At 47.6% G+C, this 16,924-nt stretch carries 6 protein-coding genes and 2 rRNA genes; 6 read left to right on the top strand and 2 right to left on the bottom strand.

Going from position 1 to position 16,924, the window contains the following annotated elements; genetic code table 11:
• The 4 genes from VFT49_02550 to VFT49_02535 all read left to right on the top strand — a co-directional run.
• Positions 1–450, top strand: a 23S ribosomal RNA gene (locus tag VFT49_02550); the annotation flags it as partial.
• Between the two features lie 166 nt (positions 451–616).
• Positions 617–731 (top strand): 5S ribosomal RNA (rrf, locus tag VFT49_02545).
• A gap of 474 nt (positions 732–1,205) precedes the next feature.
• Positions 1,206–11,855: a hypothetical protein gene (locus VFT49_02540; protein HEU5004945.1), complete on the top strand. Its 10,650-nt coding sequence runs from the start codon at positions 1,206–1,208 to the stop codon at positions 11,853–11,855.
• Between the two features lie 406 nt (positions 11,856–12,261).
• A complete protein-coding gene (locus tag VFT49_02535) occupies positions 12,262–12,462 on the top strand; it encodes a KGG domain-containing protein (GenBank protein ID HEU5004944.1) in 201 nt (66 codons plus the stop codon).
• A gap of 31 nt (positions 12,463–12,493) precedes the next feature.
• Here VFT49_02535 and VFT49_02530 read toward each other — a convergent pair whose 3' ends face one another.
• Both VFT49_02530 and VFT49_02525 read right to left on the bottom strand, forming a co-directional pair.
• Positions 12,494–12,988: an ImmA/IrrE family metallo-endopeptidase gene (locus VFT49_02530; protein HEU5004943.1), complete on the bottom strand. Its 495-nt coding sequence runs from the start codon at positions 12,986–12,988 to the stop codon at positions 12,494–12,496.
• Positions 12,989–13,081: 93 nt separating this feature from the next.
• Positions 13,082–13,894 (bottom strand): ROK family protein, encoded by an 813-nt coding sequence (locus tag VFT49_02525; GenBank protein ID HEU5004942.1) that lies wholly within the window; start codon positions 13,892–13,894, stop codon positions 13,082–13,084.
• A gap of 186 nt (positions 13,895–14,080) precedes the next feature.
• Here VFT49_02525 and VFT49_02520 point away from each other — a divergent pair, with 186 nt between their 5' ends.
• Together VFT49_02520 and infB are read left to right on the top strand one after the other, a co-directional pair.
• The gene (locus tag VFT49_02520) at positions 14,081–15,139 is read left to right on the top strand and encodes a S1 RNA-binding domain-containing protein (protein HEU5004941.1); all 1,059 of its coding nucleotides are present in this window, start codon (positions 14,081–14,083) and stop codon (positions 15,137–15,139) included.
• Positions 15,140–15,161: 22 nt separating this feature from the next.
• Positions 15,162–16,922: a translation initiation factor IF-2 gene (gene infB, locus VFT49_02515; protein HEU5004940.1), complete on the top strand. Its 1,761-nt coding sequence runs from the start codon at positions 15,162–15,164 to the stop codon at positions 16,920–16,922.
• The last annotated feature ends 2 nt before the right edge of the window (positions 16,923–16,924 follow it).

Raw genomic sequence — 16,924 nt, 5'->3', positions numbered from 1 at the left:
CCGGGGATAACAGGCTTATAGCGCCCAATAGTTCACATAGACGGCGCTGTTTGGCACCTCGATGTCGGCTCATCTCATCCTGGAGGGGGAGCACCTTCCAAGGGTCGGGCTGTTCGCCCGTTAAAGAGGTACGTGAGCTGGGTTCAGAACGTCGTGAGACAGTTCGGTTTATATCCGCTGTGGACGATAGGAAATTTGCGAGGATTTAACCCTAGTACGAGAGGACCGGGTTGAACGCACCGCTGGTGTATCAGTTGTTCTACCAAGAGCATTGCTGAGTAGCTATAGTGCGGAACAGATAAGCGCTGAAAGCATATTAAGCGCGAAACTGACCTCTAGATTAGATTTCCCCATGAGACCCCTGAAAGACTATCAGGTTGATAGGCACTAGGTGTAAGCACGGCAACGTGTTCAGCCGAGGTGTACTAATAGGTCCATTGACTTTTTACGATCCAGGAACTGTGCAGTCTTATTGATGCATAGTTTCTGGCAAAGTAAGTGCTTGACTAGCTATTGGTAATCAACAATGTGTGATACGCATTACAGATTACTGTCCGTCATTTCTTTACACTGGTGCTAGATGGACACCGTTTAGGGAGCTTTAAACAGCCACCAAATCGGTGCCCATGGCGCTGGGGAAACACCTGTTCCCATTCCGAACACAGCAGTTAAGCCCAGCAGCGGTTACAATACTTGGGTTTGAGCCCTGGGAAAATAGCACGGTGCCGAATTATATAAGAGCCATCCGAACAGGATGGCTCTTATCTTTTCTTTTGGTAAAAAATTTACTCATTTTAAGCAAGCATTTTAGTATTTATGTGGATAACTTTTTTGTGGCATTTTTGATTAAAAATTTGTAGATTTTGTCACAACAAAAGTGTGACTGTCACTTTTTGTAAGATGTAATTGCTCGTTTAGTCTATCTGTGATCCTGTCACACTTGTTGTATTTTTGATGTTAAATTTTGGGATAGTCATTTCTGTGACAAGAAACTCCTACATGTCACTCTTTTTCTCCTTGACACCGCTTAAGTTTAGCTAGAAACTTGAAGCAAGTTCGAACAAATAAATAGCGCAAAACAAATGGTCCTGAAAAAAATTAAAGCCTGTGAAGCGTGCCAAGAACTCTTTCGCGGAAGGGCTAATGCTAAGACTTGCTCTGCCAAATGCCGAAAGCGTCTTCAGAGGGCCAGGGAAGCAGTAGGGGTGCTAGAGGCCGACATTGATGCTGCGGAGAAAGTTGCCGTTAAGGTGGTGAAGAAGGTTGAGAGCGAGATACGGCCAACGTACGCTACGCAAGAAGGGTTTATTGGCAGCGCGACATCAATTAACCCACTGCCAGTCAGTCCTCATCCCAGTCCTCGATCGTTGGAAACGCCTCCGATTTCTATTGGCAACTCAGTCTCAAATCAAATAAGCCAAGCCTCTCCAGTGTCGTCAGAGTTGGAACCTGTCCAAAAAGAACCAGTAACCGTCGTACATAATCACTACACCGCGCTAGAAAAACCCTTTAGACGTCACATTTTCGAGGCCACTATTGTGCTCTTAGTCGTTGTTATTGCTGGTGCTGTATTCAGCTACTTTAACACTCGGTCTAATCAGGCTAATCTAAAGGCTCAAAGCGAGACGATTAAACAATTAGCGAGTTCGCTCAATACCAGTAATTTTATTCAAAATCCTTCTAAGCAGTCTAATCTTAACCTCAATGTAGACACTGTAGTCTCGGACGGCAAAAAACTAACCGCTACTGGTCAGGTAGCCATTCAGAATGAGGCCGACTCCACGCATGCTTTTACGGTCCAGAGCTCCGCTGGCAAAAGTGTTTTGACAACCGACACCACAAATGGCCGAGTGGGTATCGGCCAAGACCCGACAGGCAGCGCTGCTCTACAGGTTGGCGGCGATATAACGGCTAGCGGCGACATTGTTTCGACAGGCGGGAAGATTACGCTAGACAGCGCCGGCTTGCATATCAATAACGTTTTGGTCTGCACCTCAAATGGTTGCATTAGTTCTACTAAGTCCTCAGCTACCCCTCCGCATACGATAGATGTTGGGGACGTGGCCTTCTTGAGCCAGAACCAGACTTTAACAGGCAATAATACATTTAAAGGCTCCGCGGTCTTTGCTGGAGCTTTTCAGGTTCAAGATACCTCGGGTAACAGTCTAATAGCCGTTGATTCTGCCAATTCAAAAGTTGGCGTCAATACGACTCCTAATGCGTCTGGTGCCGATCTTCAGGTTGGAGGCGATATAAATGTCTCTGGGGTTTACCGTGTTGGCAATAATCAGGGGGCGAACTTAACTTGTCCGGCTGGCGACATAATCGGCAGTCCAGTTATTGTCGGGGGTATCATTATTGGCGGCTCTTGTCAGACAAACCTCGCTGGCTCGGTGCCAACCTTCCAGCAGGTTTATAATACTTCGTCCAATCCGCACATAACTCTAAATAACGCTAGCGGGACTCTTACTGTGCAGGATGCTGCCTCACCGCTAGGGATTAATCTGTTTGTGGTTCAAAACAATGGCGGCGGCACTAAATACTTTGCAGTGAACTCAAGCGGTGCTCGGGTAGTCGGCGATATTGACATAACAGGACAGTACAAAGTTAATGGTTCACCATTAACTTCTTCGGCCCTAGCCGACACTTCAAATATAGCCAAATTGAATGCCACACAAACATTCACAGGAGCCAGCACGTTCAGTAACGCTGCCAACAGCTTTACAGGAGAGGGTTCAGGTTTAAACAATGTTAATGCGAGCCAGTTGAACGGCCAGGCCGCGAGTTATTACACCAATGCCTCCAATATCAGCACAGGGACTTTGGGTGATAGTCATTTGAGTAATAATGTTGCTCTAAGATCATCTGACCAAACCTTTAGCGGTGCTAATACCTTCAGTAATGGCGGTAACTCATTTACGGGTAATGGTTCGGGTTTAACCGCTCTTAATGGCTCAAATATCTCCAGCGGAACCATTAACGATGCTCGGTTAAGTGGCAATGTTGCTCTTAAAAACGGCAATAACACCTTCACCGGTAATAACACCTTTGTTTTATCTACTGGCCCTTTGCAGGTCCAGGATGCTTCTACGCCGCTAGGCACAGATTTGTTTGAAGTGACCGACAGTACTGGCGCAACAAAATACTTCGCAGTTAATTCTTCTGGCGCAACTATTAGTGGCTACGATGTTTGTACCTCTCAAGGCAATTGCGCGGGCGTGGGTGGTGATGTTACCAGTAGTGGCGGTACTTTAAATCATCTAGCTAAATTCTCGGCCGGCAACGCCATTGCCGACTCTTTAATCTTGGACGATGGTACTTCGGTAACTATCGGCGGGGATCTGGCAGCCAACAATATTACGCAAAACGGTCATCAAGTTTGTGATACTTCTGGCAACTGTGTTGGTGGCGGTGGCGCCGGCAGTGCAATTGGTGGATCGGGAACAGCCGGTAAAGTAGCTCTGTTTACCGATACTGGCACGATAGGCGATTCTATATTAAGCCAGTCAGGCACCACAGTCACGGCTGGCGGGAGTATTAATGCTACCGGACAGTACCAACTAAACGGCAGTCAGGTTTCATCGAGCATTCTTAGCAACGACGGTAATTTAGCTAAGCTGGATGCAGATCAGACATTCACCGGCGTCAATCTATTCAATAATGCTAGCAACGTTTTTGTAGGCGATGGCAGCGGCTTAACGGCACTAAATGGTTCTAATATTACGAGCGGTACAGTCGGCGATGCTTATTTAAGTAACAATGTGGCTTTGCTAAATGCCAACCAAACCTTTACGGGCGCCAACACCTTTAATAATGTGACTAACAGTTTCACGGGCGATGGTAGCAACTTAACTAACCTCAATGGCTCAAATATTGCTAGCGGCACTGTGGCCGATGGCCGTTTATCTAACAATGTGGCTTTGCTAAATGCCAACCAAACAGCCAGCGGCAATAAGACCTTTACCGGCACTGTGGCGGTGAACAGCACAGGTATAGCCGCCTTTAGCATTCAGAACTCAGGCGGTGCTGGTAATTTATTCGTGGCCGATACTACCGACACTAAAGTTGGTATTGCAACAGCGCCATCAAGCTCCGGAGCTACTTTACAGGTTGGCGGTAACATTAGTGCCACTACTGGTTTTGTAGCTAATGGAAACACCGGTTCCAGTGTCAGCTGTAGCAGTGGTAATGTGCTGCAAAACGCTGTTGTTACCGGCGGTATAATCACCGGTGGTACCTGTGTAGCTAACGGAGCGGGAGTGAGTGTGAGTCTGCAGCAAGCCTATAACTCTTCAAGCCCTGCTAACATTACGCTTAATTCAACTAACGGTGGACTAACAGTTCAAGATAACTCCACGCCACTTGGCTCTAGTCTGTTCACCGTTGAAGATAACGGTGCTAGCACAAAATACTTGGATGTATCCGCCAGTGGTGTAGTTGCCAGTAATTTAACCACTACCAACACTCTAACCGCTAATGGAGCCGCCACCCTCAATAATACTGCGACTATAAATAATCAAGGCACCGGAGGCAACGCTCTAACAGTTAATACTGATAACCAGACTTCCGGTTATGGAATTTCTATATTGCACACTAACTTATCGGGTGGTGATTCTACTGGTGGTATAAGCATCTCTAGCGCAAATACTGTTTCTGCGACTTCAGGTTCAAGTGTAGTAAACGGTGCGGAGCTTAATATATCCAGAAGCGTAACCACGAGTCCAACATTTACGTCTTCGCCCACCCTTGATACTTCAGCTACAAATGGCGATACTTCAGCTACTGTTACGGTGGGTAACCACCTCAATAGGTATCTGATTTTGATCAATGTGGGCGATACTGTTTCCCAAACCTATACATGTACAGGGGGCCAAACCATGGCCCTCATTGGGCATATAAATAAAATCTGGGCTTACGGCTTGATTAATCCGCCTACGGGTAGCGTGAATTGTAGCCGCGGTGGCGGTGGTAGCACCTATAGCACTTCACTAAGTTCCTGGTATAACGTTGATCAAACTACGCCGGTGGGCACTCTGGCGAGCACCACCACACACTCCCTTACACTTAGCTCCGTTGTTAATCAAGCAATAATTGACGCTTGGTATACGTCAGCTACAGGCAACTCTTACTCTCCTACTTCCGGCCAGACTTTAATTGGTGCTTCCAGCTCAAGTCCTTATCCGAGCATTGGGTCGAGCTACAGTATTGCGACGGGTTTGAGCACCACTGTAAGTTGGTCTGCGCCTAGCTTTAGTGGATATATAGCACTTCCAATAAACCCGGCTGGCGCCCTGCATGCTGCGGCCACCCTCTCCGGCAACTTATCTCAAATTAGCAGCAACTGTGTTGTGAATGATGGTACCTGCTCAGACACTTCAACATTACTGAATTTGAACCAGCAATATGCTGGAGCCACAGGCACAATATTGAACATCCAAAACGCTGGCAGCGGTATGGCACTTCAAGTACAGAACGCATCAAGCGTCAGTTTGTTAGCCGTAGATACTAACAATAGTAATATCAGCTTAGGGCAATCGACAAGTGGGGCATTAAGTGCATGGCTGACGAATGCAAATAGTCTGCCGCAAGCACTCAGATACCAATCATCCATTGCTGCCAATGGCTATGTTTATGTTCTTGGAGGATACAATAGCAGCGCGATTCAATCCACTGTCTACTATGCCAAGCTCAACGCCGATGGCTCTACGGGTTCTTGGCAAACTAATGCTAACGCGTTGCCGCAGGCGAGGGCCGAAGGCGCTACCGTAGTGGTTGGCGGCTACATATATTACATTGCCGGCTACACCGGCAGTAATCAGTCCTCGGTTTACTATGCAAAATTGAATAGCGACGGATCAGTAGGTTCATGGAGTACCAGTGCTAATAATTTGCCCCAGGCATTAGCGCTTCACTCGGCAGTTACATTAAACGGTTACGTTTATGTGCTTGGAGGCTTAAACGGCACTCCTCAGTCCACGGTCTACTACGCAAAGGTTAATCAGGATGGGAGTCTAGGTAGTTGGTCTACGAATACAAACGTGCTGCCGCAGGGCCTGGAAACCTTTTCGGCAGTTGCTGCTAATGGCTACATATATACATTAGGAGGCTATAACAGTGGAGGCAAATCCACCGTCTACTACGCCAAACTCAACGCCGACGGCTCCACTGGCACCTGGCAAACCAACACTAATGCCTTGCCGGCAATCTCTTATGACAACACTTCCGTAACCGTGAACGGATATATTTACGTATTGGGCGGCTACAACAGTGGAGTCCAATCTGTAGTTTACTACGCAAAAATTAACTCTGATAATTCATTAGGAAGCTGGACAACGGCCAGTAATGCCTTGCCGTCGGCTCGCTACCGACACTCTTCAATTGTATATAACGGCTATATATATGCTTTGGGTGGATATGACAGCGGCTCCACAGTACAATCAACCGTCTACTACGCCTCCGTAAGTGGCATGACCCGGAACTCTGGTCAAGAAAGCATCGCGGACCAGCTAACTGTGGGGAACGGCCTGACCGTAGCCGGTAACACCACCTTTCAACCAACAGCCGATTCTACTACAGCCTTTAGTATCCAAAACTCAACAGGCGGCTCACTGTTTAATATAGACTCCCTGAGTTCAGCGATTACCTTAGATGGTAATACAAGCGGCCAGCTAGGTGCTTGGCAAGCTAATAGTAATAGCTTGCCAGCGACACGGGCCTACGCTACTTCAGTGGTTGCTAACGGGTATGTTTATGAGCTAGGAGGTTTCAACGGTGGCAGTGGCTTATCAACCGTCTACTACGCCAAACTCAACGCCGACGGCTCCACGGGCACCTGGCAAACAAACACCAACGCCTTACCGCAAGGTTTACTGTATGCAAGTTCATTTGCCTCCAATGGCTATATATACGAAATCGGTGGACAAGGGAACGGCACTGGCTGTGTTAGCAGTACCTGCTCAACCGTCTACTACGCCAAACTCAACGCCGACGGCTCCACGGGCACCTGGCAAACAAACACCAACGCCTTACCGCAAGTTCTTAAAGAGGAAACGTCGGTTACTGCCAATGGTTATGCATATGTTATTGGTGGCTATGACGGCACGAATAAATACGCCACTGTCTACTACGCCAAACTAAATGCCGACGGCTCCACGGGCGCCTGGCAATTGAGTGCGAATGCTTTGCCTCAGGCTATATACAATAGCACCTCGATTGTAGCTAATGGATATGCTTATGAAATAGGTGGTTGCAACTCCATTGGTTGTAGCTTATCAACCGTCTACTACGCCAAACTAAATGCCGACGGCTCCACGGGCACCTGGCAAACAAACACCAACGCCTTACCGCAGGCTCGCAATTATGTTACATCTGTTGTGAATAATGGCTACATATACGCCATGGGAGGAGGAAGTTCAACCGTCTACTACGCCAAACTCAACGCCGACGGCTCCACGGGCACCTGGCAAACAAACACCAACGCCTTACCGCAAAACCTCCTTAACACTACATCCGTAATGGCTAACGGATATGTTTACCAAATAGGTGGCGTAGTTGGAGGTAGTTATCAATCCACCGTCTATTACGCCTCTACCTCTCGTGTATCAGTTGGCGCTAATCTTGACCTCATAGGTCTTCAAGGCGGGGATGGCACGGCTGGCGGCAGCCTAACCGCCAATAACATTACCGCAGCCGGCAACCTGCAAGTAGATGGTTCCGCGAGTGTAGCTAACGGTCTGAATGTTGTTGGAGCGGTAGCTGTGCAGGCGGGGAGCTCTAACTCTACCAGCCAGTTTAGTATCCAGAATTCAAGCGGGAGCAACTTGTTAAATGCCGATACTAGCAACATGAGAGTAGCAGTAAACGCAACATACTCTTTAACAACTGCACCAACATTTAGTGCGGCAACTCTGCAAAACTCTCCAGCCGCACCAACCGTAACGGCGACTGGCACTACGGGTTCTAGTACATATGCCTATGAAATATCGGCTGTAACTAGTCAGGGGCTTGTTAGTGTGCCATCAAGCGCTGGCTCAACCACGAGCGGCAACGCCATATTAGACTCCAACAGCTACAATGCTATAAGCTGGTCAGCGGTAACCGGTGCCTCGACCTATAACATCTACCGAACTTCTAGCAACGGCTCACCTTTAACCACCGGACTTATTGGTTCGACTTCCAGCACTTCATTTAATGACCCCGGTCTAGCTGCTAGTGGTACGGTTTTATCAGCAACTGGTCTGACCAATGCGACAACCTATTATTACAAAATAACTGCTATAGATGGTACCGGTGGGGAAACAGCTGCCTCTAGTGAAAAGAATGTTACTACGACCGCTGCTGGTCAAGGTGTCGTAATAAGATGGTTGCCCGTAACGGGGGCAACAAGCTATAGAATTTATCGAGGCACGTCTACGGGCTCTGAAACCGGATATTACGTAACGGCTGGAATATATAATTTAGGAAGCCTGTATTTCATAGATAACGGGTCTACGCAAGACAACACCACTTCAACCCCTCCGACAACAGGCAATGCTTACAATAGCGCTAATAGTTCAAACAGCAACTTACAGTTATCGGTTGGTGGAAATGGTACACCAACGGGCCAGCTATATGTAAGCGGATCATTCAATGGAGTTACCAGCGCAACTTATGTCGGTGGATCTCCCCAGGGAATAGTTGTACAAGGGAAATACGCCTACTTGACCGACACTACTAACAATAAATTTGAAATCTTTAATGTATCGGTTCCATCCTCTCCACTTTTTGTTAGTTCAATATCAACTGTTAGCGCGCCGTATCATTTTGCAATCGCAGGGCACTACGCTTATATAGCCGGTAACTCTAGCAGTAGTTTGCAGATCGTTGATATATCAAATCCTGCTCAACCTTCAATTGTAAGTACCGCTACTACACACTCATCTGTTTGGGAAATTGCGGTCCAGGGCAAGTACGTGTATCTAACAGAGAACCTCTCGTATAACTTAGAGGTATTCGACGTGTCAAACCCAGCGAGTCCTATTGAAGTTAGCCTAACCAGTATAAATAACAATCCGCGAGCCGTTGCTATTTCTGGACGTTACCTTTACCTGCTGGAAGCTAATACTCGTACGCTTCTTGTGTTTGACATATCCAATCCTTCACTACCCGTTAGCGTTAGTTCTCTCACGATGTCTAGTGGTGGCCTCAGTCTACAACTCTCTGGAAATTATGCTTATACCGACGGAGGGATAATTGATATAAGTAACCCCTATAAACCTACCCTGGTTACCAGTATTCCGCCGGTGGCAGGTTACCGAGCAGCTATACAAAGCCGTTACGCTTACTCTGTTAGCAGTAGCTCCTTTTATGTTTACGATATAAGTAGCCCAAGTAATCCTTTCACTGTTGGAAATATCAATATTGGCGGTAGTGCAAGCCACGTATCTGTGTCCGGAAGGTACGCCTACATTGCCAATAGCGGTTCGCATACTTTACAGGTCATAGATTTGGGCGGCGCCTATCTACAGCAACTTGAGGCTGGTGGCGCAGAACTGGGTAGCTTGCAAGTAGATTCCAATGCACAAATCTTAGGCGATTCAAATGTGCAAGGCAGTGCGACGGTTGGTCAAAATCTGCAGGTTGGAGCTGGTCTTAATGTAAGCGGTACGACCTCCTTACAGGGCGGGGTGGTGCTGGGTGGAGGCAATAACCAGCTAGCAGTACCAAGCGTACCTACTGTAACTCCGATAGGATCAATTAGTACGAAGACCTACGGATATGTAATAACTGCTATCAACGCGAATGGTGGTGAGACCGCGTCGTCAGCTTTGGGCACTACTACGTCAGGTTTCACTACTCTGAGCGGAACAAACTACAACACTATAAGTTGGACGCCTGTGAGCGGCGCCGCCGGATACAAGATTTATCGCAAATCAACAAACGGTAATCCATCTACGACTGGTTATATAGGCTACGCCACCGCTACATCATTTAATGACACTGGCCTAACCGCGACAGGGAGTGCTCCGGCCATTGACACCAGCGGTCAGTTAACAGTGGAGGGTTCAGCCTTGTTTGCTAACACCATAAATTCAACCACTGCCTTCCAAGTACAGGATAGTAGCGGCAATCAGCTATTTAATGTTGATACGGCTAACTCCGCGGTTAGCACTGATGCTCTTACTATAAACGTCGGTGGTGCTAATACAGCTCACTCTGTTCATATTGGTGACGGTGGTCTCGGTACTGCCTACGTTTTCCCGCAAAACGGCGTGATAGATAATTTCAATCGAACCAACAACGCTAGCTTGGGCGCTAACTGGGCTGGACCCATCGATCCGTCGGCTAGCAACACCTGGCAAGTTAACAGTAACCAGGCTTTAGACAATCATTTTGGCTCAGGTACCGATAATTACCGCACCAACATTTCGGCAGCTAATACCGAAGCCTACTTTACAATTGAGGTTCCTAATGAATATCTTGTCTGGGCCCGCATTAAAAACCCTAACACGTCCAACTTCAGTGGTTATAGCTTGGACTGGGAGAGCGGCTCATTCTTAGGAATATTAAAGACAGTTAATGGTACGACTACCGTTCTTGCCACTGGCACGGCAGCTACACAGATTGCTGGAAACCGCATGGGCATCAGCGTTGTAGGTTCTACAATCACTGCCTATATAGATACTGGTAGCGGCTGGGTTCAGGCGGCTCAAGCTACAGATAGTTCAGTGGTCGGCGTGGGTACGATAGGTATTTCAGCCGTGAGCCAGAATGACCGTATAGACGATTTTGGCGGCGGTGCGGTAATTCCCACAGGCACTAACGAGAGTGTTAGTATTGGTTCTGCTAGCGGCTCATCGAGCCTTATGCTTCAAGCTGGCGCCGGAAATATAAACATAGGAGCTCTCGGCTCGACCATTATTAAGCCAGTAAATGATTCTCAGACGGCTTTCCAGATCCAAAACAGCACCGGCGGGGCCTTATTTACAGGGGACACAACTAGCATGCTAGTTAATATTGATAGCAGCGCTAGACTGACCTTCGATGGCGGTGCGAGCAATGAAGCTATCTTTAATGCTTCTGGTGCGTTAATCGTTGGCAACTATGCCGGTAACATTCAGGTCCAAACTAACACCTTCGAAATTCAGAACACGACAGACTATAAGGTCAACTTCGGACTCGACAGTAATGGCGACGCTCTATTCCAGAACTCCAGCGACTCTCCAACTGCCTTACAAATTCAAAATGCGGGTAACACGCCTCTATTTACGGCCGATACTTCAGGCATGAGCATTACTATCGGTGGGGGTTTGAGTGTATCTGGGAATGTAGCCGTCGGTGGTTATCTGATTACTGACGGGGGCATGTACGCCACAAGTTTGCCGGGCAGTCCGGTTAACGGTCAGGAAATATACTACGATGCTGACCCATCTCATGGAGTGGTGTGGCATCTGCGCTACAACAGCACGTCGGGCTACTGGGAATTCCTAGGTGGCTCGCCACTGTATGTATTCGTGAGTACCAACGAGCAAGTTGGATCCACGGGGTCATGGGTAAATCTGTCTACGGCTAACTCCATAACTATACCCCTAGCCGGCGACTATGCGGTCACTGCTGGCGCCAATGCTACCAATACTGCTAACAACGCTTCGGCAGCCGCTATGGGGGTCTCAATAGGAGACACGAGCCCAACCATTGAAGATGATACTAATGCCTATGTTCTTAATAGTAGTATTAGCAGTCACATGGAAATTAACCCCTATGTATTTACAGGTTTAAGTTCCGGTAGTGTCTTAAAGATACGCTACTTAGGTACCAACACTACGGTTGGGTTCAAAAACCGCGGAATGTGGGTAACACCTATCAGGGTACAGTAGGGCACTATTGACCCCGCAGGAAATCTGGTGAGTGCTAATATAGCCTAAAGACGTTTTACTTTACACGTGGGCCGTTTGATCTGATTTATTTTGAAGCCTGTCTTTCTAAAGAAGCAGCGATGAAAAGGGAGAAATAACTTAAATCAGGTCGCGGTAAGAGTTATTTAAAGAATTGATTAGATGCTTCTTAATTCCTGACAGGGTTGACTTAAGCATGTTAAAGTGTTAACATAAGCATAGTTCGGGAGAGCTAAATGAGGGTCTTTTCACAGACCTTTTTTATTTCTCTTGAGACAATTAGTAAACATAAGAAGAACGTACCCCGCACCTTTTCGTGGAGATTCCGCAATCTGATTGCAGACTGCTCCACCGTAGAAAAGGTAAGGGGCGAGAGGAGTTTTGAGATATGCCAGGAACTAAAGCAGGCGGTCAGAAAGCTGCCGCCACCAACAAAGCTAAGTACGGTAAAGATTTTTACGCCCGCATTGGTAAAGTTGGCGGTCAATTAGGCCACACCGGTGGTTTTGCCGCTAACCGTGATCTAGCTCGCGAAGCTGGTCGCCGTGGCGGTCGTATTTCTCGCCGCACCAGCACCAAAAAAGCCTAATTTAGGTTAATTTAGAAAAAGAAGTCCGCTTTTAAGCGGACTTCTTTTTGTTGAAAGACCGACGATAGGCCCGCACAAAACGCTCATTTGTCACGGTCCACTGAGTGTGGCAATTAAAACACCTATAACTAATAGCGTCCTTTTGTAGAACGTGCATGCCGCAAGCAGGGCAGGTACTTCGATGATGCAGCCAGTCGCGGTAAGTATCCAAACAATCTTGAATATGATCATCGCTGATATCTACGTTGTATTTTTTACCAATCTCAGAGGCTAGCTCCCAGGCTTCGGCCTCTAGTTTCAATAACTCAAAGTCGGTTGAGTAATCTTTGTGATTCAGTACGCCATGCGCCAGCTCGTGCAGTAGGCTACACTTTAGCTCCCCTAACGGACGGTTTGGATTATAAAAAATGGTCTTAGTGCGCGGCGACCAATGATCCTGATGGCCAGTTTTAAAAGAAAAGTGAGGATAGTCGATTGCTAAAGCATCGACAAAGTCTTTAGTTTTGGTGTTGTTTAATGCGGTCATGCGGCTATCGCCTCATAAGACACCCCTTCAGGGTTTCTCATCGCGCCGGGCAAATGATGCGACATTGGCTCGGGCTGCTCTTCCCGAGAAGGTTTATAAATGCTGTTTAATGAGGTCATAGCAACCGTAAACTACCGCTTCCTCCGGCCTTTGGGCTTCAATAATCGGTGGGATTTTAACCATATTATTTTCATACAGTTTTAGTTCGTCGGCCAAAAAACTACCAAATTTATCAAAGTGGGCGCCGACGCCACCGCCTACGATGATAACCTCCGGCATTAATGTAGCAACTAACTCGCCAATTCCTTGAGCGAGACCCTTCACGAACTCTTTCCAAATAGCGGGGTCGTCGATTTCGCTGGCCTTTTTACCATACTTTTCTTTAAGGGCTCTGCCCGAGGCGAAATCTTCCCACTTCTGCAAGCTCCCTTTGTGTTCTAGAACCATTTGGCCGGGTTCACTGTCGGCGAAATCAGGATCAATTATACCGTTTATGATAATTCCATCGCCAATTCCAGTGCTAACAGTTAAATAAAGCACTTTCTTATACTGGTTGTGCACTAAGAGTGCTTCGCTTAGGCCGGCCAAATTCGCATCGTTTTCAATAAAAACTGGGGCATAGCCGGCAACCGGTTCCAGATCTGTTTTAAGATTTACATCATGCCAGGGCAGATTGCCAAAATCGAGAGCTACGCCGGACTTGCGATCAATTTTACCGGGTGCCGCGACGGCTATAGCGGCAAAACCGGGGTCTGGCTTGAGGGCAGTAGCAGCAGATATCAAGGTTGCCAAGAACTCTTGGTAGTCCTTGGGGGTGGGAAACTTTTGTTCTTTAATAATTTGGCCATGCTTATCAAAGACCGCTAGCAGCGTTTTACTTCCCCCAATATCCACCGCTAAGTACATGAGCTTAGTATACATCAGCTTGTGCGATACCAAGGTGTTATCACCTTTACAATAACCTGGCTCTACCGTACAATGGTGTTAATCTATTAGGGCTTCTTTGGGGCGCTTTGAAACAAAGCTTCACTAGAGCTTATAGGTGCTACCTTTGCCCGCGTAGAAATACTTTTCAAGGAGGAACGATAACTAGTGGCAAAAAATAACTTAACTATGGACGAGTTGCTTGCTTCCAGCCCGGCAAAAATCAAAACCGGCGATATGGTTGAAGGCACCGTCACATCTGTGCGCAAGCACGAAGTCTGGGTAGACCTGGGGGCGAACGGTATCGGCGTGATTTTCCGCCGTGAAGTGGGTCACCAAGACCTAAAGGAAGGTGATCAAATTACGGCTAGTGTAGTAGATCCCGAATTAGACGAAGGCTACGCTCTTCTATCTATGAAGCGGGCTGTCAAAGATCGTGGCTGGAATGAGCTACAGAGAGTTTTTGAAGCTCAAGAAATCGTTGAGGTTAGTCCATATGACGCCAACCGCGGCGGTTTACTCATAGAGCTTGAGGGCATTCGGGGCTTTTTGCCGGTTAGCCAGTTGGCTGCCGAGCACTACCCACGCGTATCAGATAGCGACAAAGACGAAATCTTGACTAAGCTTAATACTTTGACTGGCCAAACTTTGCGCGTCCGCATCCTGGATGTTAGCCGCAAAGACAACAAGCTGATCTTTTCCGAAAAAGAAGCCGTGCGTGACGACATGCAGGGTCGACTAGAGAAGTTGAAGGTTGGCGATATTGTTGAAGGCGTAGTAACTGGTGTAATCGATTTCGGCGCTTTTGTTAACGTGGACGGTATCGAAGGCCTGGTGCACATTAGCGAAATTTCTTGGGAGCGCGTCGAAGACCCACGCAAGTACGTTAAAGTCGGCGACCGTGTTCAGGCTAAAATTATCGCCATCGACAAAGACCGCTTGAGCTTATCTATCAAGCAGATGAGCGACGATCCATGGCTAAGCGAGGTTAAAAAGTTCAAAAAAGGTGAGCTAGTCGAGGGTAAAATCACTCGTATTACCCCGTTTGGCGCCTTTGTTCAGCTGAGTCCAAGTGTCGAGGCTTTGGTACACGTCTCTGAAATGAGCGACGACGAAAGCATTGATCCAGAAGAAATCTTCAAGCTGAACGAGAAGAAACAGTTCAAAGTTCTAGATATAGACACCGACAATCGTAAGATTGCCTTAAGTCTAAAAGATATTAAATAAAGATGCGTAAAGGAGGAGCACAGTGGCTCGAGTCATCGAACTTGACGAAAGTATCACCGTTGGCGAACTGGCCGAGCTACTGGCTCTACCAGTCAGCCAGCTAATTGCCGAGCTTTTCAAGAACGGGGTCATGGCTACCGTTAACGAAAAGATCGATTTTGACACAGCTCAGATTGTAGTCGGCGAGCTGGGCCTTGATGTTGAGCTAGACAAAAAAGAACAGGCCCCAGCCGCCCCCCGGCCTAAGCGAGAAGCCAGCGAAAGCGCCGAAACTCGTCCACCGGTGGTTGCCATGATGGGTCATGTTGATCACGGCAAAACCAGTTTGCTAGACGCTATCCGTGGCGCCGAGATCGCCAAAGGCGAAGCCGGCGGCATCACACAACACCTCAGTGCCTATCAAATTGACCACAATGGTCGACTTATAACCTTCTTAGACACTCCAGGTCACGAAGCTTTTGCTGCTTTGCGCGAACATGGTGCCCGCTTAACGGACGTGGTTGTGATTGTAATTGCCGCCGATGATGGTATTAAGCCACAAACATTAGAAGCAATCCGCTTTGCTCGCCAGGCCGGCGTGCGTATTATTGTGGCCGCCAACAAGATGGATAAACCAGAAGCCGACATTAATCGTCTTAAGCAGCAGTTGGCAGAGAATAATCTGATGCCAGAAGACTGGGGCGGCGACACGGTGGTTATGCCTGTTTCGGCTAAGACCAGAGAGGGCCTAAACGAGCTATTAGACATGGTTTTGCTGGTCTCTGATATAGAAGAACTAAAAGCCGACAAAAACATCCCGGCTAGCGGTTTGGTTATAGAAGCTCACATGGAGCAGGGGCGCGGTCCGGTTGCCGAAGCTCTGGTAGAGCAGGGTACTTTGAAGTTGGGCGACTTTGTGGTGCTGGGTGGAACTTATGGCAAGCTGCGAACCCTACAGATAACCGGCGGGAAGGCGATTCGCGAAGCCGGTCCCTCAACCCCGGTGGTTATGACTGGTCTAAAGAGCCTGCCAGACTTTGGCGATGAGTTTGAGGTTGTAGCCAATGAAAAGATTGCGCGCGACCAAGCTGCCCAAAATGCTCGCAACAAGCACACCTCTAACGTCACGTCTTCAGTCAGTAGCAGCGAGCTACTTAGAATTATTAGCCGCTCAAACCAGCTGACAGAGCTTAATATAATTGTGAAGGCCGATGTTCAGGGTTCTTTAACTTCTGTTATTGATAGTCTTAAAACACTGGATACTGAAGAAGTAGCTGTCCGTATTGTTAGCTCTGGTGTTGGAGTTATTACTGAGTCAGATATTCATACCGCAGGCACTACCGGCGCTATAATTTACGGTTTCCACGTTAATTTACCTAATCACGTAAAGCAGTTAGCCTCGCGTGATAAAGTCCCAGTTCGTCTATACACCGTTATATATGAACTCATAGACGACGTTAAAAACGAACTAGAAGCTTTGTTATCTCCCGAAGTTGTCGAAGAAGAACTGGGTGAGCTAAACGTAAAAGGCATATTTAAAATCGCTCGTACTGAGGTTATTTGTGGTGGCGAAGTAACTAAAGGCCGATTGACTGTTCCCGCACTGGCTCGTCTTTACCGTGGCAAAGAATTGATTGCCGACAACCTTGAAATTACTCGTCTGCAAAGAGGTCCTACCGAGGTCTCGGAGGTGCTAGAAGGCGAAATGTGCGGCTTGAGCTTTAAGACCGAAAAACGCGTTGAAGTTCAGGAAAATGACCGTATAGAGCTATTTACCCGCGAAACTAAAACCAGGACTTTATAAAT

The organism is Candidatus Saccharimonadales bacterium, assembly GCA_035758565.1.
Taxonomy (GTDB): domain Bacteria; phylum Patescibacteriota; class Saccharimonadia; order Saccharimonadales; family UBA10212; genus DASTXL01.
Note: the sequence above shows the minus strand (reverse complement) of the source record. Positions and strands in the feature narration are given on the sequence as shown.